This is a genomic window from Weizmannia sp. FSL K6-3076 (assembly GCF_038007245.1).
Lineage (GTDB): Bacteria > Bacillota > Bacilli > Bacillales > Bacillaceae_C > Weizmannia > Weizmannia faecalis.
In genome coordinates this window covers 2,105,857-2,127,932 of sequence record NZ_JBBOWU010000001.1, presented here as the reverse complement: position 1 = coordinate 2,127,932, position 22,076 = coordinate 2,105,857, and the positions used below count along the sequence as shown (strand labels likewise).

20 protein-coding genes, 1 riboswitch and 1 other annotated feature are annotated in these 22,076 nt (G+C 44.8%); of the genes, 11 read left to right on the top strand and 9 right to left on the bottom strand.

Annotation, left to right across the window (positions count from 1 at the left end; genetic code table 11):
* Nucleotides 1–51: 51 nt before the first annotated feature.
* The 4 genes from NSS95_RS10145 to queC form a co-directional block, all read right to left on the bottom strand.
* Nucleotides 52–1,380 (bottom strand): methyl-accepting chemotaxis protein, encoded by a 1,329-nt coding sequence (locus NSS95_RS10145; RefSeq protein ID WP_340713877.1) that lies wholly within the window; start codon nucleotides 1,378–1,380, stop codon nucleotides 52–54.
* Nucleotides 1,381–1,629: 249 nt separating this feature from the next.
* A complete protein-coding gene (locus tag NSS95_RS10140; RefSeq protein ID WP_026683623.1) occupies nucleotides 1,630–2,184 on the bottom strand; it encodes an NADPH-dependent FMN reductase in 555 nt (184 codons plus the stop codon).
* Nucleotides 2,185–3,192: 1,008 nt separating this feature from the next.
* Nucleotides 3,193–4,125 carry a ketopantoate reductase family protein gene (locus tag NSS95_RS10135; RefSeq protein ID WP_340713876.1) on the bottom strand — a complete coding sequence of 311 codons (933 nt, stop codon included), beginning with the start codon at nucleotides 4,123–4,125 and terminating at the stop codon, nucleotides 3,193–3,195.
* Between the two features lie 48 nt (nucleotides 4,126–4,173).
* Nucleotides 4,174–4,857 (bottom strand): 7-cyano-7-deazaguanine synthase QueC, encoded by a 684-nt coding sequence (queC, locus tag NSS95_RS10130; protein ID WP_225620899.1) that lies wholly within the window; start codon nucleotides 4,855–4,857, stop codon nucleotides 4,174–4,176.
* Between the two features lie 26 nt (nucleotides 4,858–4,883).
* Nucleotides 4,884–4,928, bottom strand: a riboswitch (PreQ1 riboswitch).
* A 196-nt stretch (nucleotides 4,929–5,124) separates the two neighbouring features.
* Between queC and NSS95_RS10125 the strand changes: the two genes are divergently transcribed.
* The 3 genes from NSS95_RS10125 to NSS95_RS10115 all read left to right on the top strand — a co-directional run bounded on the left by NSS95_RS10125 (nucleotide 5,125) and on the right by NSS95_RS10115 (nucleotide 6,471).
* A complete protein-coding gene (locus tag NSS95_RS10125; RefSeq protein ID WP_013859890.1) occupies nucleotides 5,125–5,322 on the top strand; it encodes a hypothetical protein in 198 nt (65 codons plus the stop codon).
* Between the two features lie 125 nt (nucleotides 5,323–5,447).
* The gene (locus NSS95_RS10120; protein ID WP_014097786.1) at nucleotides 5,448–5,783 is read left to right on the top strand and encodes a PadR family transcriptional regulator; all 336 of its coding nucleotides are present in this window, start codon (nucleotides 5,448–5,450) and stop codon (nucleotides 5,781–5,783) included.
* Nucleotides 5,776–6,471 carry a DUF1129 family protein gene (locus tag NSS95_RS10115; protein WP_014097787.1) on the top strand — a complete coding sequence of 232 codons (696 nt, stop codon included), beginning with the start codon at nucleotides 5,776–5,778 and terminating at the stop codon, nucleotides 6,469–6,471. The genes NSS95_RS10120 and NSS95_RS10115 overlap by 8 nt, the downstream gene beginning before the upstream one ends.
* A gap of 450 nt (nucleotides 6,472–6,921) precedes the next feature.
* Here the strand turns inward: NSS95_RS10115 and NSS95_RS10110 are convergent, their stop codons facing one another.
* The gene (locus NSS95_RS10110) at nucleotides 6,922–7,260 is read right to left on the bottom strand and encodes an antibiotic biosynthesis monooxygenase (RefSeq protein ID WP_014097788.1); all 339 of its coding nucleotides are present in this window, start codon (nucleotides 7,258–7,260) and stop codon (nucleotides 6,922–6,924) included.
* Nucleotides 7,261–7,270: 10 nt separating this feature from the next.
* Nucleotides 7,271–7,630, bottom strand: a complete 360-nt coding sequence (locus NSS95_RS10105; RefSeq protein WP_014097789.1) for a hypothetical protein — start codon at nucleotides 7,628–7,630, stop codon at nucleotides 7,271–7,273.
* 159 nt (nucleotides 7,631–7,789) lie between these two features.
* Here NSS95_RS10105 and NSS95_RS10100 point away from each other — a divergent pair, with 159 nt between their 5' ends.
* A complete protein-coding gene (locus NSS95_RS10100) occupies nucleotides 7,790–8,662 on the top strand; it encodes a cytochrome b/b6 domain-containing protein (protein WP_035184423.1) in 873 nt (290 codons plus the stop codon).
* Nucleotides 8,663–9,580: 918 nt separating this feature from the next.
* Here the strand turns inward: NSS95_RS10100 and NSS95_RS10095 are convergent.
* Nucleotides 9,581–10,891 (bottom strand): transposase family protein, encoded by a 1,311-nt coding sequence (locus NSS95_RS10095; protein WP_014095824.1) that lies wholly within the window; start codon nucleotides 10,889–10,891, stop codon nucleotides 9,581–9,583.
* Nucleotides 10,892–11,103: 212 nt separating this feature from the next.
* Here NSS95_RS10095 and NSS95_RS10090 point away from each other — a divergent pair, with 212 nt between their 5' ends.
* The 3 genes from NSS95_RS10090 (at nucleotide 11,104) to NSS95_RS10080 (ending at nucleotide 14,679) form a co-directional block, all read left to right on the top strand.
* Nucleotides 11,104–12,327, top strand: a complete 1,224-nt coding sequence (locus NSS95_RS10090; protein WP_014097791.1) for an IS110 family transposase — start codon at nucleotides 11,104–11,106, stop codon at nucleotides 12,325–12,327.
* A 563-nt stretch (nucleotides 12,328–12,890) separates the two neighbouring features.
* Nucleotides 12,891–14,252: an IS4 family transposase gene (locus NSS95_RS10085; RefSeq protein ID WP_014097792.1), complete on the top strand. Its 1,362-nt coding sequence runs from the start codon at nucleotides 12,891–12,893 to the stop codon at nucleotides 14,250–14,252.
* Between the two features lies 1 nt (nucleotide 14,253).
* Nucleotides 14,254–14,679 carry a hypothetical protein gene (locus tag NSS95_RS10080; protein ID WP_014097793.1) on the top strand — a complete coding sequence of 142 codons (426 nt, stop codon included), beginning with the start codon at nucleotides 14,254–14,256 and terminating at the stop codon, nucleotides 14,677–14,679.
* Nucleotides 14,680–14,705: 26 nt separating this feature from the next.
* Here the strand turns inward: NSS95_RS10080 and sspI are convergent, their stop codons facing one another.
* Entirely contained in the window at nucleotides 14,706–14,918 is a 213-nt protein-coding gene (gene sspI, locus NSS95_RS10075; protein ID WP_061086555.1) for a small acid-soluble spore protein SspI, read from the bottom strand.
* A gap of 104 nt (nucleotides 14,919–15,022) precedes the next feature.
* On the opposite strand from sspI, the gene NSS95_RS10070 reads away from it, so the two are divergent.
* The 3 genes from NSS95_RS10070 (at nucleotide 15,023) to pheT (ending at nucleotide 19,864) form a co-directional block, all read left to right on the top strand.
* A complete protein-coding gene (locus NSS95_RS10070) occupies nucleotides 15,023–15,778 on the top strand; it encodes a TrmH family RNA methyltransferase (protein ID WP_061086556.1) in 756 nt (251 codons plus the stop codon).
* Nucleotides 15,779–16,117: 339 nt separating this feature from the next.
* Nucleotides 16,118–16,351, top strand: a binding site (T-box leader).
* Between the two features lie 48 nt (nucleotides 16,352–16,399).
* On the top strand, nucleotides 16,400–17,437 hold the full coding sequence (gene pheS / locus NSS95_RS10065; RefSeq protein WP_061086557.1) for a phenylalanine--tRNA ligase subunit alpha: 1,038 nt from the start codon (nucleotides 16,400–16,402) through the stop codon (nucleotides 17,435–17,437).
* Nucleotides 17,438–17,449: 12 nt separating this feature from the next.
* Nucleotides 17,450–19,864, top strand: a complete 2,415-nt coding sequence (gene pheT / locus NSS95_RS10060; RefSeq protein ID WP_061086558.1) for a phenylalanine--tRNA ligase subunit beta — start codon at nucleotides 17,450–17,452, stop codon at nucleotides 19,862–19,864.
* 51 nt (nucleotides 19,865–19,915) lie between these two features.
* Here pheT and NSS95_RS10055 read toward each other — a convergent pair whose 3' ends face one another.
* Nucleotides 19,916–21,253 carry an MATE family efflux transporter gene (locus NSS95_RS10055; RefSeq protein ID WP_061574102.1) on the bottom strand — a complete coding sequence of 446 codons (1,338 nt, stop codon included), beginning with the start codon at nucleotides 21,251–21,253 and terminating at the stop codon, nucleotides 19,916–19,918.
* 73 nt (nucleotides 21,254–21,326) lie between these two features.
* Between NSS95_RS10055 and NSS95_RS10050 the strand changes: the two genes are divergently transcribed.
* The gene (locus NSS95_RS10050) at nucleotides 21,327–22,076 is read left to right on the top strand and encodes a MerR family transcriptional regulator (RefSeq protein WP_061565145.1); all 750 of its coding nucleotides are present in this window, start codon (nucleotides 21,327–21,329) and stop codon (nucleotides 22,074–22,076) included.

The window sequence follows — 22,076 nt, the reverse complement described above, 5'->3', positions numbered from 1 at the left end:
AACAGGCAGTGTGGTCACATCTTGCATGTTGATCACACTGCCTGTTTATCGTCAGCTGACTTTAAATTTATTCATTTCGGTATCCAGCTTGCCAGCCAGCTCTTGCAATTCTTTCGCTGATTGTGAAATAATCTCTGTAAAGGCCCGCTGTTCCTGGCCGGAAGCAGACATCTCTTCGGAACTTGCCGCAAAATTTTCAACTGTAGAAGTTATCTCCTGAATCCGCTTCGAAATTTGTTTTGATTTTTCGTTGATCGTTTCAATCCCTTCTGCGGTATGCTGAAAACTGCCAACAATGTTGCTGTAAGTATGTTGAATCTGATGAAAAGCAGCTTCCGTTTTGTGGAACGCATCTTTTTGTTCATGTATAAAGACGTTTGCTTTGCTAATATTTTCAACAGCTGCATTCGACTTTTTCGTTGTCGTGGCGATCAGGTCTTTAATTTCCCGGGCTGCTTTTGATGATCCTTCCGCCAGTTTGCGAATTTCGCCGGCAACAACCGCAAAACCTCTTCCGGCATCCCCGGCCCGGCTCGCCTCAATGGAAGCATTCAATGCAAGCAGGTTCGTCTGTTCTGCAATGGAAGTGATGACATTGACAAATGCCTGGACCTGGTCGATCATCCCGCTCAGTTCTGTAATAGACTCGTTTGCCGTCGCTGTGATTTCAATATTTTGATCTATTTTTTTGAACTGATGGTCAATCGTATTCTGCCCTTCTTTTACGGCGTCAAGCGAAGCAGCTGCATGTTCTGCCCCGTTGGCAGCTTCCTGCGTAATGGTTTCAATGAGATTGATCACCTCGTTTAAAGTTTTATTGATGTCATGGACGGTTTCCGACAGCTGGCTGTTCCCTTGCGCAAATTCATCAATGGAAGAGGCTACTTGATTGATAGATTGAAAACTTTCTTCCGTTCTTTTTGAGAGGGTATCCGTATGGGTAGCGACCTTTGATGAAAATTCCTTCAACCGTTTGGCCACTTCTTTTAAAGAGATTCTCGTTTGCCTGAGCGCCCTGGCAAGCTTGCCCGTTTCATCCTGAAAAGACTGAATTTTATCGAAAGACCCATTTTCTTCCCGTAAATCAAGTGCCGCTGTCTGTTCTGCCAGTTCGGCCGTTTGCAGGATCGGTTTTGAGATTACCCTACCCAGTATGTATGAAAGAATGATACCGATGATAAGGGAAATGAAAAGACCGATTAAAACATTTGTCGGTATGATTGCGATTCCGGCCGGGGGCACGTGGTTTCCGGTGCCGCTGTTTCCCTTGCCGATATTTCCGTAAACCGATGCCCCAATATTAATGGCAATCACAATCACAGAGTTGAGCACTGAGAGCATAATGATCTTGAATGAAATCTTTTTAACATTCTTTAACATAACGATCCTCCATCATTTAAATCTGTATGTAGTGTAGAAAAAAAGACTTAAAAAAGATTTAATCTTTTTGTTGCTTGCGGAATCCCTAATAAATTGATCGGCAAAAGGAGAAAAATTTTAATGGGGAAAATAAAATAAAGTAAAATTTTCCCCTGCTTTTAAACAATCAAGGAAAGGCCCAATGGCGAAAAACAGCGGGAACCCTTTTGGAAAAGGGATCCCGCTGTTTTTCAGCTTCCGATGGGTACATCAGCCTTTGTATTTTTTAATTAAATCAACAAATGCATCTGTAAATGATTGCAGGAACCGGACTGTGCCTTCATTCACAATTTTTCCGTTTTCATCAAACAGTGCAGTAACATTGCCGATATAAGCTTCAGGCTGCTGGAGGATTGGCATGTTCAGACAAACAAGCGACTGGCGCAGATGATGGTTGGCACCAAACCCGCTTAAGTTTCCAGGGGATTGGCTGATAATCGCCGCCGGTTTCCCATCCCATACACTTTGGCCGTACGGGCGCGAACCAACATCGATTGCATTTTTTAATACAGCCGGGATGGAGCGGTTGTATTCCGGTGTTACAAACAGCACCGCATCGAGCCCTTTTACTGTATCCCGGAATGTCGTATACTCGGCCGGAACCTGGTTATGGTCATCAAAATCCTGATTGTATAAAGGGAGCTTTCCAATCTCGACAAATTCCGTTTCATACCCTTCAGGAAAAAGGTTTGCTACATTTTCCGCAAGTTTTCTTGAAAAAGATGCTTTCCGCAAAGAACCAAGCAAAATTCCAACTTTTGTCATTCTATCGACCTGCTTCCATTTATATTTTATGCTAGATCATGATAAGAAAACCACTCCGGAAAGTCAAAATTCCTGCTTGCTATGTTGCTATGTGCCATTCAAGCCAGCTGGCGGTTTCCGGATGTTCTTGGTGACAACCACAAGCAATCGAAGGTCAATGATTGTTCTCGGTTTTTTGTTCCCCGATTAAAGTATTGACCAGTCTTCCTTATGGTAATCAAAAATAAAGGACCGATTTTGCCCAAACATTTTCGGTTTTAACGGGATGGTCCACGAGGCAAATACAAAACGCCTTGCCCTTTAGGTTTCACGCATTCAATCAGCAGACGAAAGTAGTCACGCTTCATTCTTCTGCCGTGCCGCGTTCTTTGCAGCAAGGACGACGAAATGAAAGAAGACGGCAATTATCTATGGAACCTTCATGTAGCCGTGCGTGATTCTGGCAAGTCGCGTTGCCTTCTGCTAACGCCATGTTCTTTGCGGCATGGGCATCTACGTAAAGGAAGCGGGGGAAATTGAGGGTCTTTCTTCACATAGAGTGCGTCTACGTTAAGGAAGCGTGGAAAAAAGGCAGCCTTCCTTCACATAGGGCGCGTCTATGTTAAGGAAGCGAAGGAAATTGAGGTTGTTCCTTAACATAGAGCGTGTCTACGTTAAGGAAGCGAAGGAAATTGAGGTTGTTCCTTAACATAGAGCATGTCTACGTTAAGGAAGCGCAGAAAAAAGAAGGCCTTTCTTAACATAGAGCCCGTCTACGTTAAGGAAGCGAGGAAAATTGGGATTGTTCCTTCACATAGAGCCCGTCTACGTTAAGGAAGCAAGCAAAAACGAGGCTCTTCCTTCACATAGAGGACCTCTAAGTTAAGGAAACGCAGAAAAAAGGTGTCCTTTCTTCATATAGGGCGCTTCTATGACTGCCTTCCCTAGCCTCCATCTACAAACAGCAGGCAATTGTATGCCATACCAAAAAGGGAGCTTTCCTGAAAGCTCCCTTTTTGGTGATCCGTGTCAATGTACTGCGGCGTAAGTCCTTTCGATTTCCCGGATGCGCCGGTTCAGTTCTTCGTTGACCGGGACTGGAACGCCGTATTTTTTGCCGAGTTTGATGACGGTTCCGGAAAACAGGCCGACTTCGCTGTACCGTTTTGCCTCGACATCCTGCGCCATTGACGGTTTGCCGGCAGGACTCAGGTTTCCGACCACTTTCAGCCAGTAACGGAGATCTTCTTCCGTGAGCGGAAACCCTTCTTTTTCAGACAATGCCATCACTTCCCGCATAGCGGCAATCATCATCTCGCGTGCAGGGCCGTCTTTTTGGATTTCGCCGTAATTGCTTTTGTAAACGGCGACGGTTTGGTTGACGCCGACATTGAGCATGAACTTGCCCCAAAGCCTTTTCATCATTTCGGTGTCGGCTTCGTATGGCAAATCCGTTTGCTCAAAGAAACGGGCCACTTTTTTCATTTTTTCCGAAAAAATGCCCGGCTTTTTTTCGCCGAAGCAAAGCATGCCCATATGCGCATATGTCAGCTGGTTTCCGGTTTTGACGGCATCCATCCCCTGGGCGACACAGTATAACATTTTGTCCATTCCATATGTACGGCCAATGATTTCTTCGCTTGAGATCCCATTTAAGGCAGACAAAATCACCGTATCCGGCCCGACATGTTGTTTGACTGCTTCAACTGCCTCGTCCAGTCCGTTGAATTTGACCGTAAATAGCACCAAATCTGCCGGCTCCACTGTTTCTTCCGGTGTGACATAATGAAAGTGGCATTTTTCGCCGTTACAATAAACGCCTTCCCGCTCATATCGTTCAATGCGCTGTTGGTCAGCGATGATCCGCAAGTTTTTCGCCGGCATTTTTTTCGATAAATGATGCCCGAATAAAATACCGAGCGCGCCTAACCCAATGATCGATACTGTTTTGATTTCAGCCATTCCCCCGCCTCCTTTTTTCATTATTTTACCACAATTCCAACGAAATCGTCATTCAGACTGCCCGTTCCGGATGGCCAGGTATTGCTCCAGCCCTCTTTTGCGCAATTTGCACGCCGGGCATTCCCCGCAGCCGTCAGCGATGATGCCATTATAGCAGGTCAGCGTCTTTTCACGGACAAAATCAAATGCCCCGAGTTCATCCGCGAGCGCCCATGTTTCTGCTTTGTTACGCCACATGAGCGGGGTATGAATGACAAACTGCTGGTCCATTGAAAGGTTCAAGGTGACGTTTAAAGATTTGATGAAAATATCGCGACAGTCCGGGTAACCGCTGAAGTCCGTTTCGCACACACCGGTTACGATATGCCTTGCGCCGATTTGGCTGGCAAGCACCCCGGCAAAAGAAAGAAACAGCAAATTCCGCCCGGGCACAAACGTATTCGGAAGCTCCCCGTCTGCCCCTGCTTTCACGGTAATGCTTTCCCTCGTCAGCGCGTTCGGGGCGAGTTGGTTCAACAGCTGCATATCCAGAATATGCTGCTTTACCCCGAGCTCTTCCGCTATATTCTTTGCACATTCTATTTCAAGACGGTGGCGCTGCCCGTAATCGAACGTAACGGCTTCCACTTCCTGAAACTTTTTCTTTGCCCAGAAAAGGCAGGTGGTGCTGTCCTGGCCGCCGCTGAAAACAACGACTGCTTTTTCTTTTTTCATTGATAATCGTCCTTTCACACAAAACAGCACCGAAAAGGGATGCTGTTTTCTTAGTTTTTTAGAGAGGGTTTTCTAAAAACCTCTTCCATAAATGAAGGATTCTTCCCAATTGATTATACCATGGAACAGGCGCCATCTTTTAAAGCATCCGTTCTTTTTCGGAGTACGGCATTTTTCACATAAATGCCATAAACAACCGGCTTTGCTATGATCCAGATCACAGTCATCGGCCGGACCGTTTTTTAAGATAATCATAGTGATTATCTTTATTTGGGAGGGACGGCTATGAAACGCTATGTGCAATTATTTTTCATGTTTGCGGTGACGGTGCTCATTGTAATGGGCATCCAGAAAGGGCTGAGCACACTGAATGTGTTGAACCTTGAAAATTTTTGGGCCAATTATGTCGTATTTTTGATTTTAGCCTATATGATTCTGTCCTTTTTCCTTCATTATTTTTCCAAGCGAAAAAAGCAATCATAAAATTTTTCCAGCGGTTAGCCTGCCGCTGGATTTTATTATTGTTTTTTTCTATTTTGCATTGCAAAGTAGTTCATTTTTTGATAAACTAACTTGCATAACAAAGTAGTTGAAATGGGGGTGGAGGGATGTCCATTCGAAGCCAGTTACTGAAAGGCATTTTAGACGGCTGTGTGCTGGCTGTGATTGAAAAAGAACCGGTTTATGGCTACATTCTTTCAAAAAAACTTCAGCAATTAGGCCTCCAGGAAATTAGCGAGGGGACGCTCTATCCGGTTCTGTTACGCCTGCAAAAGAACGGCTGGATCCATGGAGAGATGCAGCCATCCGATTCTGGGCCGAGCCGCAAATATTATGAATTGACGGAAAAAGGAAAATCCGCGCTGGATGAGATTACGGCAGAGTGGCAGCGAATCGCAGCCCCTGTAAATCTTTTATTGAAAGGAAGAAGTGAGGATGCTTAGTGTAAAACAGTTGATTGAGGAAAACAACCGTAAACGGCAGGAACTGGCACCTGAGAACAAAAAATTTTACAACGATATGCTTGACTACCTTCGCCTGCAAACCGTTTTGTCCGAGCAGCAAACAGAAGAAGTGCTGATGGAACTGCTTGACCATCTGCTCGAAGGCCAAAAAGAAAACAAGACAGCTGCGCAAATGTTCGGCGGTGACCCGAAAGCATTTGCCGACGAAATCATCAGGCAGCTGCCGAAAGAAAACAAACGCAATATGGTTTCTTTTACAATCAGGATAATGATCTTGCTTTTGGGGATTGATTTGGTCATTAATGGCATTACTGCTTTTGTTGTTGAACGGTTCTTTTCCAGACCTTTGCCGCCGTTTTATCCTGTACCCGCGGCCCTGAACTTTTTCATTGCCGGGCTATACGTGATCTTTGCCATTTGGTATATCTTTCGTATCTTGAAAAAGAGTTTGTTTAAGGAAAAGACAAAAAAGGTGCAAATCCTAACTTTTTTGAAAATAGATGCCGTAATCTTTGTTTTTCTGGGCGGCGTTATTTTGCTGGATAAATTCATGCCGAAAATCGGCCCGTCCTTTTCTTATCCGTGGTGGTTGCCGCTCGTTTTAGGTGTGGTGAGTTTAGGGGTTTACTATAGCTGGGAGAAAGCAGCAAAGTCCCGGGGGATATAGTTCTAGCGTGCAATAAATCTGTTGTTCAAAAGCCCGTGTGCGGTTTCGCCACGGGTTTTGCATGCGCCAACTATGTTGCACGCAATTGTGCGTAAAGGTATTGCAAAAAAACAGCGGGGACTGTGAAATATCTTCTTTCAGGGAGATGAAAGACAAAATGGTCGGCCAGGATTCTTGAACTGTCTTTCAGCGGGTGGATGAAAGACAGTTCGAGAGGCTGCGATCTTCTAAATGTTCTTCACCGGGTGGATGAAAGACAAAATGCTGGTGCGGCAACTAGCAAAATGTCCTTCATCAGATTAATGAAGGACAAAATGCGGGTCGGCCTATCTATTTGGCGTTCAGTCTCATTTTTTCTCCGTTCGGCTACTTGGGGCTCTGATTAGAATTGGTTCGCCAGCTTTTTATTAAAAGGGCTTACAGCCGGCCTTCCCTTTTCGCTCGAGTTTTTCACTCGGAAATTTCTGCTTTTCCTGCTGCTTTTTTCACCGCTTTCACTTCATACATGCCGAGTTCCATATTGAGCATATAGTCCGGTTTTGACTTGCCGCGGTTTGCCCTATGTCCTGCGATATGGACATCGCTCTTTTCCCACTGTTTCCAGTGCGTTTCTGATTCCCATGTGATCATGACAATCACTTCTTCTTCGCCGCGCCCTTGTTTTTTCTGCATGATTTTTATATCAACAAAGCCTTCCTGTTGTTCGATGATTCCCGGTTTACTGAATCGTTCGATAACCTGATCTGCATGTCCTTTTGCTACCGTCATTCTTCGTAATTGTACAAACATAAAACCTTGTTCACCCCTCTTTTTCTTCTTTGTCCGGTTTTTCTTCGTTATCTGATTTTTCTTCCGCGCCGGCTGCTTTCTCTCTGATTTCCTCTTCGCGGATTTCAAACAGCTCTGTAAATTCGTTGATGACCATTTCGATTGCCTTTAACTCGCCGACAATCACCGGGTTAATGGATTGCAGTTCCGGTGTTGCAAGCTGCTCTTTCAATGTGTTCCGCTTGATGTTCAGCCTGTTTAGAAACTCGATTGCCCTTCCACGGCGGAATGTTTTCGCACCGTGATGATGGTGTTTTCTTCTGCCATGTTCCTCTTCACCCGGATGGCAAGGCCCTTCAAATTTTCCTCCCGGTCCAATTGATGATCTCATATATGTGCTCCTTTCTGTATACAGTTGTATACACAAGTAATTGTATACGGTTGTATACGTTTTGTCAAAGATTGTTTTGCAAAAAATTATGTTTTTAAGTTGAATTTAAGAATATGGCACTATATTTTTGATATCAAATGTGCCGGGGTGGAGCTGAAGATGAAAAAAAATTATGCTAAATTTGCCATCGATTTGTTCATGGCGATCATGTTTGTTTTGTTCTTTAACAAAAATGTTTTAGGCGGACTTGCGTACCATGAAATTGCAGGGCTTGTGTTCGGCGTCGTGTTTTTGACGCATGTCTGCCTGAATTTAAACTGGGTAAAAAATGTTACGCTGAAAATGTTTGACAAAAGGTTACCGTGGAAAGCGCGCGGGAGTTACGCGCTCAATCTGTTGCTGCTGATTTCCATGTGTTTCATTATTATCAGCGGCATCATTATTTCACGCGTTGTTTTTCCGAACATCAACCTTGGAAATGAAGGCTGGTTCAAAACAACACATATTTCCGTTTCTTTCCTTGTGCTGATTCTTGTTGGCGTGCATGTCGGGCTGCATTGGCATTGGGTGGTCAATGTATTTAAAAGGATGGTCCATTTCAAGGCGAAAAACAAATGGGCAGGTTATGTTGCAAAAGTCGCCGCTACCCTGATTCTTGTGTTCAGCTCCTGCGAAATCATACAAACAGGGTTCCTGAACCGCATGGCAAGCGCCGCCTCTATTTTTGGCGGAAGCACGGGCAACAGTGAAATGGAAGGGCATCACGATTTTAATGGCAAAAGCGGCCAAAAATCGGATTTTACAAACGGGCAAAGGCTGGATTTCACGAACGGGCAGAAACCGGCTTTTGCAAATGGAAAGAAGCCAGATTTTGCAGACGGTGACCGCAGGGGAGGAGGGGATCATGACGGTGGCAGCGCGAATGTCTTGACTGTCCTTCTCACATATACAGGCATCATGTCCGCATTTGTTGTGCTCACTTATTATTTGAGAAAACTCACGGTAAGGAAGAAAAGAAGAAAAACGGCTTAACACGGAAACACCGCCGGTTTGCGCGCCGGCGGTGGAAATGTTTTACTGTGAAAGGGGAGCGGATAGTGGAAAAAGGTGATCTCATCCGCAAAATGGCAAAGATGGAACTTGAGGAAAGCCAAACAAGGCAGGCAGCCCTAGATTAGTATCCATTCCCGTTCCTGACTTGGACCGCTATATGAAAGCGCGGAAGCTTCACGGAAATTTGCAGACGAGTGGAATGAAAAACTCCATGCATTCGACCGAAAAGCCCTCCAACTCGTTGAAGAAAGCCGCCGCGATGTGACAGGGCGATGAAGAAGCTCATGGAAGCCGGGGACAGGAGTTTAACGGGTAGTTCTTCGCACAGGAATACCAATGCTGAATTTAGCAGGAATCATCAGGGGTGAGAGGGTAAAACCTTATTGTTTATAGTGCTGGCAAATGCTTGTAAAGGTTATAAGAGATCATCTGTTAACTCAAGGTTCCTAAACGATGCTATTATTTCCTCTATGTTTAACAAAAAGTTCTCTCACTCAAGTTTTATAATTCTTATAAAGGGAACTGATTTATAAGGAGCATTCCTGTTAGAAGGACTTTCGGAGACTTGAACAAAAAGAGCCCTCCTGGTATGATGCGGGGTGTCATCTCACAACGAATGACCCCTAATTTGTAACCAAGGAGGACTCCATAATGGATTTTAAACAAAATTAGAAAATTAATCAAGTCACCGAACAAACACTCAGCTCTGAAGAGTAAATTCATCAATTTTTAGATGTTTTATGATAAAATGACTTATCCACATTTAGAAAATTTTTCCATCTATTTTTTCTGCTTTCAAAGTCAAAAAGAGCCGAATTTGCAAATTTCTTTTTTAAAATTGTGGATAACTTCAAAAAAACCTTTTTTTACATCACATCCTTTGCTATAATATAACCATTAAGTAAACCTTACTTGTATTGGCTTACTTAAATGGGTGAAATCCTCGTCTGTTAAAATGCGTGTCCGAAACGATTCCAACAGATTTGAGGATTTTTCTTTTGCCGTTTTTTTGAGTGCTTTTAAGATTGACGAACCTTTTTCAAACAGCTGTCTAATAATATCTGTTATTTGAACTAATAAATAATGATTTTTCATGGCTGTGTAGTTTTGGCTATTGGCATGTTCTATATTGTAACGATTATTTTTTTGTTCGTTAAATCCTTGATTTTCAATCTTCCAGCGGCTTCTTCCTGCAGCGATGAGTCGTTCCACGTTCTTTTTCGTGATTTTAATATCCGTTATAAATACATACTCTTTCGATTTCCCATCCTCTGTTTTCATTGTGGCCTCCATCAGATTGACCGTTCTGTCTTTGTAGGCAATATCATTCACCCAAACTAATGAATTCTGATCCTTACTTTGTTCCAGCTCTTTTATTGCCTTAAACTCCGTCGAGATACTTTTAATTCTCCCTTCCTTAAATCTGCATATATATTTCCATTTGTGCGCCCTGCACAGATTAAATACCGTTTCACATGCATAGAGACTATCTCCCAAGATACAAATCGGTAGTCTTTTAAATATTTTTTTTATTTTCTTTGCCAGCCTGTCGAAGGCTTTTAATTCACAATCTTGCTTAGAAACATTTTCTGATTCATTTTCGATAAATTCGGAGGCAATACTGAAGACCATATCCCCCACGACAAGCTTGGCTTCAAGTACATGGTGCATATAAAGTACGTTCGTTTCTCCTGTTTCTTTATTTGTATATGCCCGTCTCAGGCAGTGTTTACAATGTTTCTCATGAAAGGTGTGTAATCCAGTTCCATCAATGATGACACCCCAGTACTTTCCTTCAATTCGATAAGACTCGAGAGACCTTTTTTTCAATAATTCTTTAATCATATACGTTCTAATTTTTTCTAATTCATTTACATCTAAGCCAGATAAAAAGTCGTTAATTGTATCATAATGTGGAAGTTCTTCAAGAGAATCTAAGCCTAACACCTTCCCTACATTTTTAATACATTCTTCTTTATTAAAACGCTCACTCATGTTTCTCATGGATTTTAGGCCGGTCATATTTTTCAACATCATCGTAAATAAAAGGACCTCTGGACCATAAGTGATATAGCTTTGATGTCGGTGGTCTGCTACCTTTTTTAGGTTATTCATCAGGTCTTTGAAAAAATGCTTCTGAATTTTAAGGAACTCGAAAAAATAATTTGCTTCTTTTTCACGATTTCTTTTTTCTTTTCTAGTAACCAAAATAAAAACCCCCTCAAAACAGCCAAGTTTAATTAGGGCTTGCTGAACGAATCAAATTTTAGCTTGTATTCGACTTGTCACTAAGCCATGCCAAAATATTCGTCCAGCAAGCTCTAATTATTTAAATTATTACATATTTGGCCGTATTTTTGGGGGGGATACTTAAATTATCACGAAAAATTTTTACTCCTCAGAGCTGACAAACACTTGTAGTGGGAATTGATATTGCCAAGCGTACACACTACGCTTGCATTGTAGATGACCGTGGGCGAGTGCTCCAAAAATCATTTTCTGTGCCCCAAGCAGGAAATGGATTTGAACTGTTCTATCAGCGCGTTTTAGCCGCAATGAAAGAACACGAGAAATCGGAAGTCATTGTGGGAATTGAACCCACAGGGCATTACTGGCTCAATTTGGCCTACTTTCTTGAGGAAAGGGGTATTCCCTTGGTCATGGTAAACCCTATGCATGTAAAGCGATCAAAGGAGTTGGACGACAATTTGCCAACCAAGCATGACCGCAAAGATGCATTGGTTATTGCCCGTTTAGTTAAGGATGGACGTTTCAGTTACCCACGTATCTTAAAAGGCATGGAAGCCGAACTTCGCGTTGGGTCGACGTTCAGAAGTAAATTGACAGAGGAATTAGGGGCTGTCAAAAACATGATTATTCGTTGGTTAGATCGCTATTTCCCAGAGTTTGTACAGGTGTTTCCGTCTTTTGGGAAGATGGCTTTAGCTGCACTTGAATGCACACCATTTCCAAGTGATCTTTACCAGAAACAGCCCGATGAAGTTCTATCCCTTTTTCGTAAGGTTGAGGGGCTAAAATCCCCTCAAAGACCAAAAACAGTCCGTCTTATTGAAGTCGCGGCTGGCTCTATCGGAGTAACAGAAGGACTTGAGATGGCCCGTATTGAAATTGCCACACTTGTCCGCCGTTACCATCAGCTAGAACAAGATATCGAAAGTATTACAGGGCAGTTAATTGAACTTGTAAAAATATCTGCAGAGTACGAATGGCTATCAACGGTACCAGGGCTTGGAGATACAACGATTGTCGACTTATTAGCTGGAATCGGAAGCTTTTCACATTATCAAGATCCACGCCAATTAATTAAACTCGCGGGATTAACGTTACGTGAAAACTCCTCCGGTCTGCACAAAGGGCAAAAACGCATCTCCAAAAGAGGCAGAAGAAAACTGCGTGCCCTCCTTTTCCGGGTAATGATGCCGATGATTCGCCATAATGAAGCCTTTAGAAAGCTACATGAATACTACACAAACCGTCAGGTTAATCCGTTACGCAAGAAACAATCCATTGTGGTTCTATGCGGTAAGCTATTAAAAGTGTTACACGGAATTAGCACGAAGCACAAACCGTTCGACGCACAGCGAATGATGAGGGATATTCCTGGTCTCGCAGAGGCTGAATAAGGCCTCACATCCTTAGTAAGAGCTAGACAACAGGATGACACGGAGAAGCTGGCACTATTTTTTCCATTCGACCTCGGGTCCCTAAAGGAGCTTCGCTAGCCTCTGCCTTATGACTAGACCGAACGAAGGAATGTAGGCACACAGATGCCCAGAGACATGGGAGGGTACGTCATCATAAGTTACGCAGAGATCCATTGTGCATCGTATAATTTCCTATCACTACTTCCCATTATTATCCAGTAGTGACCGCGTAGCGTACCCGTATGTTGGAATAGTTTCACATAATATAAAAATTTTGTTAGGAAGCGTGCCAAAAAATATTTTTTTGACACCCCACTAACGGCTTAAACCGTTGATACATCAACATTTATAGAGGGAGGAATTTTTCATGTTGAAACTCAACTTTCGCACCAATAAAATAAGTGCTAATCGTTGGCTGTATTGAACTTTAAGTCTATCCATTATGTTGTTTGACAAAATGAATATAAAATGAAAAACACCTCGTTCCTTGGTATAGTGAGATTGACAAAAAATCACTACCACATAGAAGAGGTGTCCTCTACATGATAGACCAAAATTGCCAATACAATCAACTACCAAAAGAACTTGATTCTGTTTTTTCTGAGCTTGAAATGAAGAAGCACTTACGCCATGCTGGCATAAAAAAATCCTTTGGTTTTAGTTGTTCTTATTTGTTTCAACTTGTTTTCTGCTTGATTTTCCAACACAAGAATTGGTTTTCTCTTCTTGAGTCAAAGAAAGCAGATCAATTCCCAGCCAAGGATGCCGTGTATCGTTTCTTAAACCAATCGACGTTCAACTGGCGGCAGTTTTTACTTCTTTTGAGCACATTTACTATTCGCAAAGTAGAACGCCTTACTGACAAAAGTCGTCCTAAAGTCTTCATTGTTGATGACTCATCGTTTTATCGAAATCGTAGTCAAAAAGTAGAACTGCTGGCTCGTTGCTTTGACCACGCTTCTCTTAAAATGCGTTTTTATAAAGGATTTCGCATGTTAACTTTAGGCTGGTCGGACGGCTACACCTTCATGCCCATTGACTTCTCTTTACTCAGTTCCAAGAAGGCTCAGATTAATGGAATCTCTGAACAAATTGATAAACGTACCTGTGGGTATAAACGCCGTAAAAATGCTTTACAGTCAGAACCCGAACAGATCCCTAGTATGCTCAAACGAGCGCTTGCCAGTGGAATAAATGCAAGCTATGTTCTAATGGATTCTTGGTTTACTTTGCCTCCACTTGTCAAAGCCATTGTGGAACAAGGTTTAGACGTGATTGGCATGGTCAAGGAAACAAAACAACGATATAACGTTGACGGAAAGCTGGTTTCGTTAAAGCAGCTCTATCGCCTGGCTCAACCCCTACAGTCGAAGAAGGGTATCCTTCGCTCTATCCGTACCGTTATGGCGAATGGAACTCCTGTAAAAGTTATATTCGTTCAAAACAGAAACAAGAAAAGTGAATGGCTTGCCCTCCTCAGTACGGACTGCACCCTTTCCGAACAGGAAATTGTTCGAATCTATGGGATGCGTTGGGATATTGAAGTGTTCTTTAAGACGACAAAATCGCTTTTAAAACTTGAAAAAGAGCTCCAAAGTCGCTCGTATGATGGGTTAATCAGCCATACCACTATTGTATTTGCACGTTTTATCGTGCTATCGTGGCAAAACCGCTGCAACACCGATCAAAGAACAATAGGCAGGCTGTTTTATGAACTTTGCGACGAAGTAAATGAACTTGATTGGGCTGTTGCATTGCAGCAGTTAATCGAGCTTCTTCAAGACGCACTAAAACAGACCAATAAAAGATTTAAAAAGTTAATTCAAAGTCAACTGGAACAGTGGATCTCTGGCCTACCTAGTTATATCAAAGCTTATTTGCCAATTTCACTCTGCGAAAGTTGAGTTGAAAGAAAAGGATTTTGTTGCTTTTTTAACAGAGGCTGGCAGATATGATAAAACAGCGGAGAAGTGTACGGTTTGCGGGATCATTTTGCCATCGTTTTCGGATTATTTGCTGAGAGGGCCGGCGGGAGCACTGGGGACAAAGTATAATGTGCTCAGCTATAGTGAACAAGGGCTGACCGTCATTCCAATCAATAATATTACGGGCAATATGTTACCGGACGAATCGGCATTTATTCCGGGAGAAAAGATCACAAGCATGAAAACTGTTCCGAAGCTGACTTACCACAGATTGTATGTTGGGACTTCGGATGGTACGGCTGTTTTCCGATTAAACAAAGTGCTGATTGGTTACGGGTGGCATAAAAGAAATTTGCCGTCATTCATTGCAACTGTAAACGGATTGGAAGAGCCGGTGCACATATAGAAGGAGCGGCTTTTTCCGCTCCCTTGTTACGCCTGGCTCAGCCCCTGCTCGAGCGTTTCCAGCATCATTTTTTGTTCCTGTGTATCCGCATGGTTCCAAATGATTTCAAAGAGGACGCCGAGCCCCGGGAGCATTTTTTCTTCGCCCCTTTGAATGGCATCGACAATCGTATCTTTTAACTGATCTTGCGTGTCCTCTTTTACATTGTGAATGACTGCTTTCCGCAAGTCCAAATCCATTTCGGTTCAGCTCCTTTGATCACTTTCACTGCTAGCATTTCACATGGCCACAATTTTTATGTATACTATTCCAAGGAAAACTTAACGAAAAGGGAGCAAACACGTTGAAATACATACAATCCTTGCAAAATCCGCAAGTAAAGCATTGGAAAAAACTCACCGCGAAAAAAGAACGCGAAAAAACATTTACTTATTTGCTGGAAGGGTTCCATCTCGTCGAAGAAGCGCTGAAAGAAGAAGTAGTGACAGAAATTATTGTTGAAGAAGGCGTGGACCTGCCAAACCGCTGGAATACGGAAGGGGTGCCGGTAACCACTGTCACGCATGAAATCAGCAAAACGCTTGCCGATACAGAAACGACGCAAGGCATTTTTGCCGTGTGCCGGATGAAAAAACAGCCGTCCAAAATCATCGGCAGGCGTTATCTTTTAATTGATGCCGTGCAGGATCCCGGCAATACAGGAACGATGATCCGGACGGCGGACGCAGCCGGGTTTGATGCCGTTATTTTCGGCAAGGGCACGGCGGATCCGTACAGCCCGAAAGTGTTGCGTGCGGCACAAGGAAGCCATCTCCACGTCGGGCTTTTAAAAGGCGATTTAAACATGTGGATTGAAAAACTGAACGAAGCGGCAGTGCCGGTTTACGGAACAGCGCTTGAAAACGGCGTAACGTTTCGCGAAGTAAATCCAGGTGATGCCTTTGCGATCCTTGTTGGCAATGAAGGAAGCGGCGTACACCCTAGCTTACTTGCGCTAACGGAACAAAATTTGTCCATCCCGATTTTCGGCAAAAGCGAGTCGCTAAATGTTGCGGTGGCAGCCGGCATTTTAATGTATGACTTTGCAATGCGGGCGTAACCTTTGGCGGAAATAATGGATGCCACCTTTGCTGCCCCGTGTTTGAGGCAGAAAAGCAGGCCTTATCCATGCGGTGAACGCGGCACCAGAAGAAGATGAAAAACAGCCGGCACCATTTTTCAGGATAGGCGCCAAAAGGCAATCGAGGCAGACGATTTTTCATGAGGGCGGCTGCGTTGTTTGGCCAGGATAAACAGGGACAACCGCGTGGCCAAAGCGTCCATTTATTGCGGAAAACGGGAAATATTCCGTGCCAAAACGGCCGGACCCATGCCTATTTTCACTTTCCGTTTGAAATTGCGGGCATTTCCCGCTATAATAAAAAATAACTGAAAAATGATAAAAACCATGACAGGGAAAAGTAGCTTGATCTTCGCCATGCAGGGAGAAAATGCCGCAGACTGGAAGCATTTTTATGGGGAAATGAAGCGAAGTTCACCCCTCGAGTTGCCGCTTGGACCATTGCTTGCAATGTAAAGGCGGGACGGTTAAAAGCCGTTATTGAAATGAAGCGAACATAATTTAGTTATGTTAACTAGGGTGGTACCGCGAACCATTAGCCTCGTCCCTTTTCCAGGGCGGGGCTTTTTTAACGCCCAAAACCTAAAGGAGGTACAAAAAATGGAAGAAACGTTGAAAGCACTGCAAACCGAAGCGCTTGCCAAAATTGAAGAGGCTGCTGATTTAAAAACGCTGAACGGGATCCGTGTCGCCTATCTCGGCAAAAAAGGCCCGATTACGGAAGTTTTGCGCGGCATGGGGAAGCTGCCAGCGGAAGAACGGCCGAAAATGGGCGCGCTCGCCAATGAAGTGCGTGCCGCCATTCAAGCAGGTATTGAAAAGAAACAGGCGGCATTGGAAGCAGAAGCCGTCGAGAGGCAACTGGCATCCGAAAAAATTGATGTCACGCTGCCTGGCCGCCCGGTAAAAGCAGGCAGCCACCATCCGCTTACAAAAGTCATTGAGGAAATCGAAGACTTGTTTATCGGGATGGGCTATACCATTGCCGAGGGGCCGGAAGTGGAAACCGATTACTACAATTTTGAAGCGCTGAACCTGCCGAAAGGGCACCCGGCACGCGATATGCAGGATACCTTTTACATAACCGATGAAATGCTGCTTAGGACCCATACTTCACCGAACCAGGCGCGGACAATGGAAAAGCATCACGGCAAAGGGCCGGTCAAAATCATCTGCCCGGGGAAAGTGTACCGCCGCGACAATGATGATGCGACACATTCCCACCAGTTTATGCAAATTGAAGGGCTGGTTGTTGACGAAAACATCACGATGGCCGATTTAAAAGGGACGTTGGAAGTATTTGCGAAAAAATTATTCGGCGAAGACCGCGAAATCCGGCTGCGCCCGAGCTTTTTCCCGTTCACCGAACCGAGTGTTGAAATGGATATTTCATGCAAGATGTGCGGCGGGCACGGTTGCCATGTATGCAAAGGCACCGGCTGGATTGAAATTTTGGGCGCCGGCATGGTCCACCCGCGCGTATTACGGATGTCCGGCTTTGATCCGGAAAAATATACCGGTTTTGCATTCGGCATGGGGCCGGAGCGGATTGCGATGCTGAAATACGGCGTTGATGACATCCGCCACTTTTATACAAATGACATTCGTTTTTTACGGCAGTTTTCCGTACAAGAATAAGGAGGGTCAAACATGTTTGTTTCATATAAATGGCTGCAGGAATATGTGGATTTGGACGGCATTTCGCCGGAAGAATTGGCTGAAAAAATTACGCGGACCGGCATTGAAGTCGAAAGCGTGGCATTTAAGGGGGAAGGCATTAAAAATGTCGTTGTCGGGCATGTATTGGAAAAAGAAAAGCATCCGAACGCCGATAAATTAAACAAATGCCTGGTCGATATCGGGGAAGGCGAGCCTGTCCAGATTATTTGCGGCGCGCCAAACGTCGATAAAGGGCAGAAAGTTGCTGTTGCCAAACCGGGCGCCTGGCTGCCGGGGCATGTGAAAATCAAACGTTCGAAACTGCGCGGCGAGGAGTCGAACGGGATGATCTGCTCGCTGCAGGAACTCGGTGTTGAAAGCAAGCTCGTCCAAAAAGAGTACGCAAACGGCATTTATGTGTTCCCGGATGATGTGGAAGCGGGGCAGGATGTGCTGCCGCTTTTAGGATTGGATGATACCATTATCGAACTGGGCCTCACCCCGAACCGGGCGGACTGCATGAGCATGCTCGGCGTTGCCTACGAAGTGGCGGCGATACTCGGGAAAGATGTGAAATTGCCGGAAACAAAAGTGCAGGAAGCAGCCGATAAAGCTTGTGATGCCATTTCGGTCCGCGTCGATGCAAAAGAAGCGGCGCCGCTTTACACATTAAAAGTCATCCGCAATGTGAAAATCGGCCCGTCCCCGCTCTGGATGCAGGCACGGCTCATGGCAGAAGGAATCCGCCCGCACAACAATGTGGTCGACATTACGAACTATATTTTGCTCGAATACGGCCAGCCGCTGCATGCGTTTGACTATGACAAGCTCGGTTCCAAAGAAATTGTCGTTCGCATGGCGCATGAAGGCGAAAACATGGTGACGCTCGATGGCCAGGAGCGCACGTTAAAAGACGTCCATCTTGTCATTACGAGCGGCACTGAACCTGTCGCAATGGCCGGTGTCATGGGCGGCGCCAATTCAGAAGTAACCGAAACGACGACAAACGTGCTTTTGGAATCCGCCTATTTTGATGCCGGAACGATCCGCGCGGCTTCAAAAGACCACAGCCTGCGCAGCGAGGCAAGCAGCCGCTATGAAAGAGGGGTTGATCCGAACCGCGTCCTGCCTGCATCAGAACGGGCCGCCATGCTGATCAGCAAATATGCGGGCGGGGAAGTGCTCGCCGGGACGGTTGCCGAAAACCATTTGCATATTGAGCCGGCTGTTGTCACCATTACGCTGGAAAAAATCAACCGTGTGCTTGGAACGCAAATTTCAGCGGAAGAAGTGCTCCGTATTTTCAAACGCCTCCGGTTTGAAGCATCATGGGAAGACGGCCGTTTTACCGTTATTGTGCCGACCCGCCGCGGCGATATTACGATTGAGGAAGATCTGATTGAAGAAGTGGCGCGCCTGTACGGCTATGACCTGCTGCCAAAGACATTACCGGCGGGCAGGGGAACGCGGGGCGGCTTGAACGCCATCCAGCAAAAACGCCGCGCCACGAAACGTTTCCTTGAAGGAGCGGGGCTGTACCAGGCAACCACGTATTCTTTAACAAGCGAAGAAAAAGCACACCAGTATGCGCTTGAAAAACGCGAACCGGTCCGCGTCGCCATGCCGATGAGCGAAGAACGCAGTGTGCTGCGCTTAAGCCTTTTGCCGCATCTTTTGGAATCTGTCGCGTATAATGTCGCGCGTAAAAACGAGTCGGTTGCATTGTATGAAGTCGGCAATGTCTTTTTGAAAAAGGCGGATGGGGCGCAGCCGGAAGAGCAGGAACACCTCGCCGGCGCCATCACCGGGCTTTGGGTTGCCAACTTGTGGCAAGGAGAAAAGAAAGCAGTTGATTTCTTTGTGGCAAAAGGGATTTTGGAAGGCCTGTTTGAAAAACTCGGGGTCTCAGGCGCTGTTTCCTACCGCGCGGCCGCATTTAACGGGCTGCATCCGGGAAGGACAGCCGAAATTTTGCTGGACGGGGAAGCGATTGGTTTTGTCGGCCAGGTGCATCCGAACGTGCAAAAAGAACTCGATATCAAAGAAACATACGTGTTCGAACTGAAACTGGAGCCGGTGTACGATTACCCGGCCGAACCGGTCCAATACCGGCCGATCCCGCGCTTCCCGGCCATCACCCGTGATATTGCGCTTGTTGTCGACCGCGATGTGGAAGCAGCCCGGCTGCAGGCAATCATCCGGGAGGCCGGCGGAACCCTTTTGAAATCCGTTTCGATTTTTGATTTATATGAAGGCGGGCATATGGAACCCGGCAAAAAATCAATTGCCTTCTCGCTTACTTACTTCGATCCGGAACGTACATTAACGGATGAAGAAGTCGTCGCCCGGCATGAAAAAGTGCTGGATGCGGTAAAAGAAAAAGCAGGCGCGGTGTTGAGAGGATAAGGGAATGCAAAAAGGGGGAATCGCGGGATTCCTCCTTTTTCCATTTAACCGTCATTGTTTTTTTATACGGAAAATCAATTGATGATCATGAATGAAGCAGGATGAAAGCAAAAATGCAATGCAAGTGCTGATTGCCGACGCCGCCCAAAAACTGTTTAACCCGAGGACAGGCAGAAAGAGGGCAGTGAGTGCGGTTTTGAAAAAAAGATCCGAAAAATTGGAGAGCAAAAACAGCTTCATTTTCGCGTACCCTCTTAGAATGCTTTCATTCACGTTTTTTAGCGCGGAAAATAAAATCATGATGCAGCTGTATTTTAGATAGGAGGTGCCAAAGCCGGCAGCATCAGGATATTTTTTTGCATCCAAAAAGATGGATAAGATTTGCTTATCAAACACGAAATCCGCGAGTGTCAGAAAAAGAACGTAAACCGTGGCAAACCGGATGCAAAACCGGTATCCTTCCAAAATCCTGCCAAACTGTTTCGCGCCGCTGTTGGCCGCTGTAAAAATGGTCAGTGTCTGGCAAAAACCGATCATGATGAGCATAAAAAAAGTGAGGATTTTATTCACCGCAATATACCCGCTGATGATTTCGCTGCCATAGGGATTAACGAATATTTGCAATAATAGTGCAGATAAAGTGACCGCCCCCTGCTGCAGCATGAGCGGATAAGAAACGGACAATAGTTCCGAAAGCTGTGCCTTTGGAAAAACAAACTTTCCTTTTTCCAAGGGAAATGTTTTGATGCGCTTCAACATGGCCCATACCGTGGCCGCCATCCCGGCCATTTGCGAAAGGACAGCGGCAAAAGCAGCGCCGGCAACCCCGGAATGAAATCCGCAAATGAACAAAACGGTAAAGCCAATATTCAGGCAGGATGCAAAAAGAACGAGAAAAAGTGGCGTTTTCGCATCTCCCATCGAAATCAGCACAGCCCGCAAAATATCAAATATAAAAATAAAAACGAGCCCAAAACAATAAATCGCCATGTAACTTCCGGTAAACGCCCAAAGTGATGCAGGCAGGTGGATCAGCCTGAATAACCACTGCTGCAGGAGAACCGGAAGGAAGCCCATCACAATGCCGGCTAAACCGGCAAACAGGATGATGCCTTTTATCGTTGATACAATTGTTTGGTACTTTTGTTCCCCCATATATTTTGCGATGACGATTTCGCAGCCCATTTCAAGCCCGCCGGAAATCACGAGGAAGACGCCGATAATGCTTCCTGCATTCCCTACAGCTGCAAGTTCCTGTGCGCCTAAATATTTTCCGACGACGATTGTGTTGATGATCAAATAAAGCTGCTGTGACAATAAATTTAAAATATTGGGAATGGAAAAGAGGAGAAATCCCTTTTTTACGGGAAACGCTGTAAAGTTTAACATCTTGCATACTCCTGTCTGTTTGATTATAGTTTTAACATAAAGTATCCCGTAACTGGATAGTCAAGGTGGTTGTATGATAAAAAAATTTAAAACAGGAGAATTTGCCCGGCTGTGCAGAGTGAATAAGAAAACTTTATATTATTACGATGAAACCGGCTTATTAAAACCGGCAGTCCAGGATGGGAATGGTTACCGGTATTATACGGAAGAACAAATCGATCAGCTGAGCAAAATCAAAGCCTTGCAGTCTGTCGGTCTGTCATTGGCTGAAATAAAAAAGCAGTTCCATCAGGAAGATGTAGTGGAAAGCATCCGGACGCTCGCTAACCAGAAAAATGCGATCACAAACAAAATTCATGATTTGGAACAGTTAGCGCAAACATTGGGCCGGAAGCTGGCTGAACTTGAACGTTTTCAAAAGATGGGGAGCCTGAAGGTCTTTATCGAAACCTGTTTGGAAGAATACTTGATTATTCGTGAACAGTCCGGGCCGTTTGTTGTCAATTACATGCTGGAAGGATACCATGCAGGTGTCATCATCAGCGGGATGAAACAACCTGCATCGGAAAAGAAAACGTGGAAATACCGGAAGACGGATGACCGGAAAGATGCCAACTTTTTGAAAAAAGCAGGAAAGTTTGCCGGGCTTTATTTTCTTGCGGAAGATCAAAAAATCAATGAGGCTGCAGAAAAAGCTTACGGCTTGATCTGCAAAGAAACGGAAACGGCGGGCAACGAGATTTACCTTGAAGATGTTGCCAATGATTTTCTTTCGTTTCCGGACGGGAAAATATTATTTAAAATAAGTGCCATGGCAAAGTGA

Bases quoted from the DNA above. Each gene is read 5' to 3' on its own strand.
- NSS95_RS10100 (WP_035184423.1), top strand. From the start codon at position 7,790: ATGAAAAAAAATTATGCTAAATTTGCCATCGATTTGTTCATGGCGATC.
- NSS95_RS10085 (WP_014097792.1), top strand. From the start codon at position 12,891: ATGATAGACCAAAATTGCCAATACAATCAACTACCAAAAGAACTTGAT.
- NSS95_RS10125 (WP_013859890.1), top strand. From the start codon at position 5,125: ATGAAACGCTATGTGCAATTATTTTTCATGTTTGCGGTGACGGTGCTC.
- sspI (WP_061086555.1), bottom strand. From the start codon at position 14,918: ATGGATTTGGACTTGCGGAAAGCAGTCATTCACAATGTAAAAGAGGAC.
- pheS (WP_061086557.1), top strand. From the start codon at position 16,400: ATGGAAGAAACGTTGAAAGCACTGCAAACCGAAGCGCTTGCCAAAATT.
- NSS95_RS10055 (WP_061574102.1), bottom strand. From the start codon at position 21,253: ATGTTAAACTTTACAGCGTTTCCCGTAAAAAAGGGATTTCTCCTCTTT.
- NSS95_RS10135 (WP_340713876.1), bottom strand. From the start codon at position 4,125: ATGGCTGAAATCAAAACAGTATCGATCATTGGGTTAGGCGCGCTCGGT.
- NSS95_RS10110 (WP_014097788.1), bottom strand. From the start codon at position 7,260: ATGTTTGTACAATTACGAAGAATGACGGTAGCAAAAGGACATGCAGAT.
- NSS95_RS10140 (WP_026683623.1), bottom strand. From the start codon at position 2,184: ATGACAAAAGTTGGAATTTTGCTTGGTTCTTTGCGGAAAGCATCTTTT.
- NSS95_RS10145 (WP_340713877.1), bottom strand. From the start codon at position 1,380: ATGTTAAAGAATGTTAAAAAGATTTCATTCAAGATCATTATGCTCTCA.
- NSS95_RS10120 (WP_014097786.1), top strand. From the start codon at position 5,448: ATGTCCATTCGAAGCCAGTTACTGAAAGGCATTTTAGACGGCTGTGTG.
- NSS95_RS10115 (WP_014097787.1), top strand. From the start codon at position 5,776: ATGCTTAGTGTAAAACAGTTGATTGAGGAAAACAACCGTAAACGGCAG.
- pheT (WP_061086558.1), top strand. From the start codon at position 17,450: ATGTTTGTTTCATATAAATGGCTGCAGGAATATGTGGATTTGGACGGC.
- NSS95_RS10105 (WP_014097789.1), bottom strand. From the start codon at position 7,630: ATGAGATCATCAATTGGACCGGGAGGAAAATTTGAAGGGCCTTGCCAT.
- NSS95_RS10050 (WP_061565145.1), top strand. From the start codon at position 21,327: ATGATAAAAAAATTTAAAACAGGAGAATTTGCCCGGCTGTGCAGAGTG.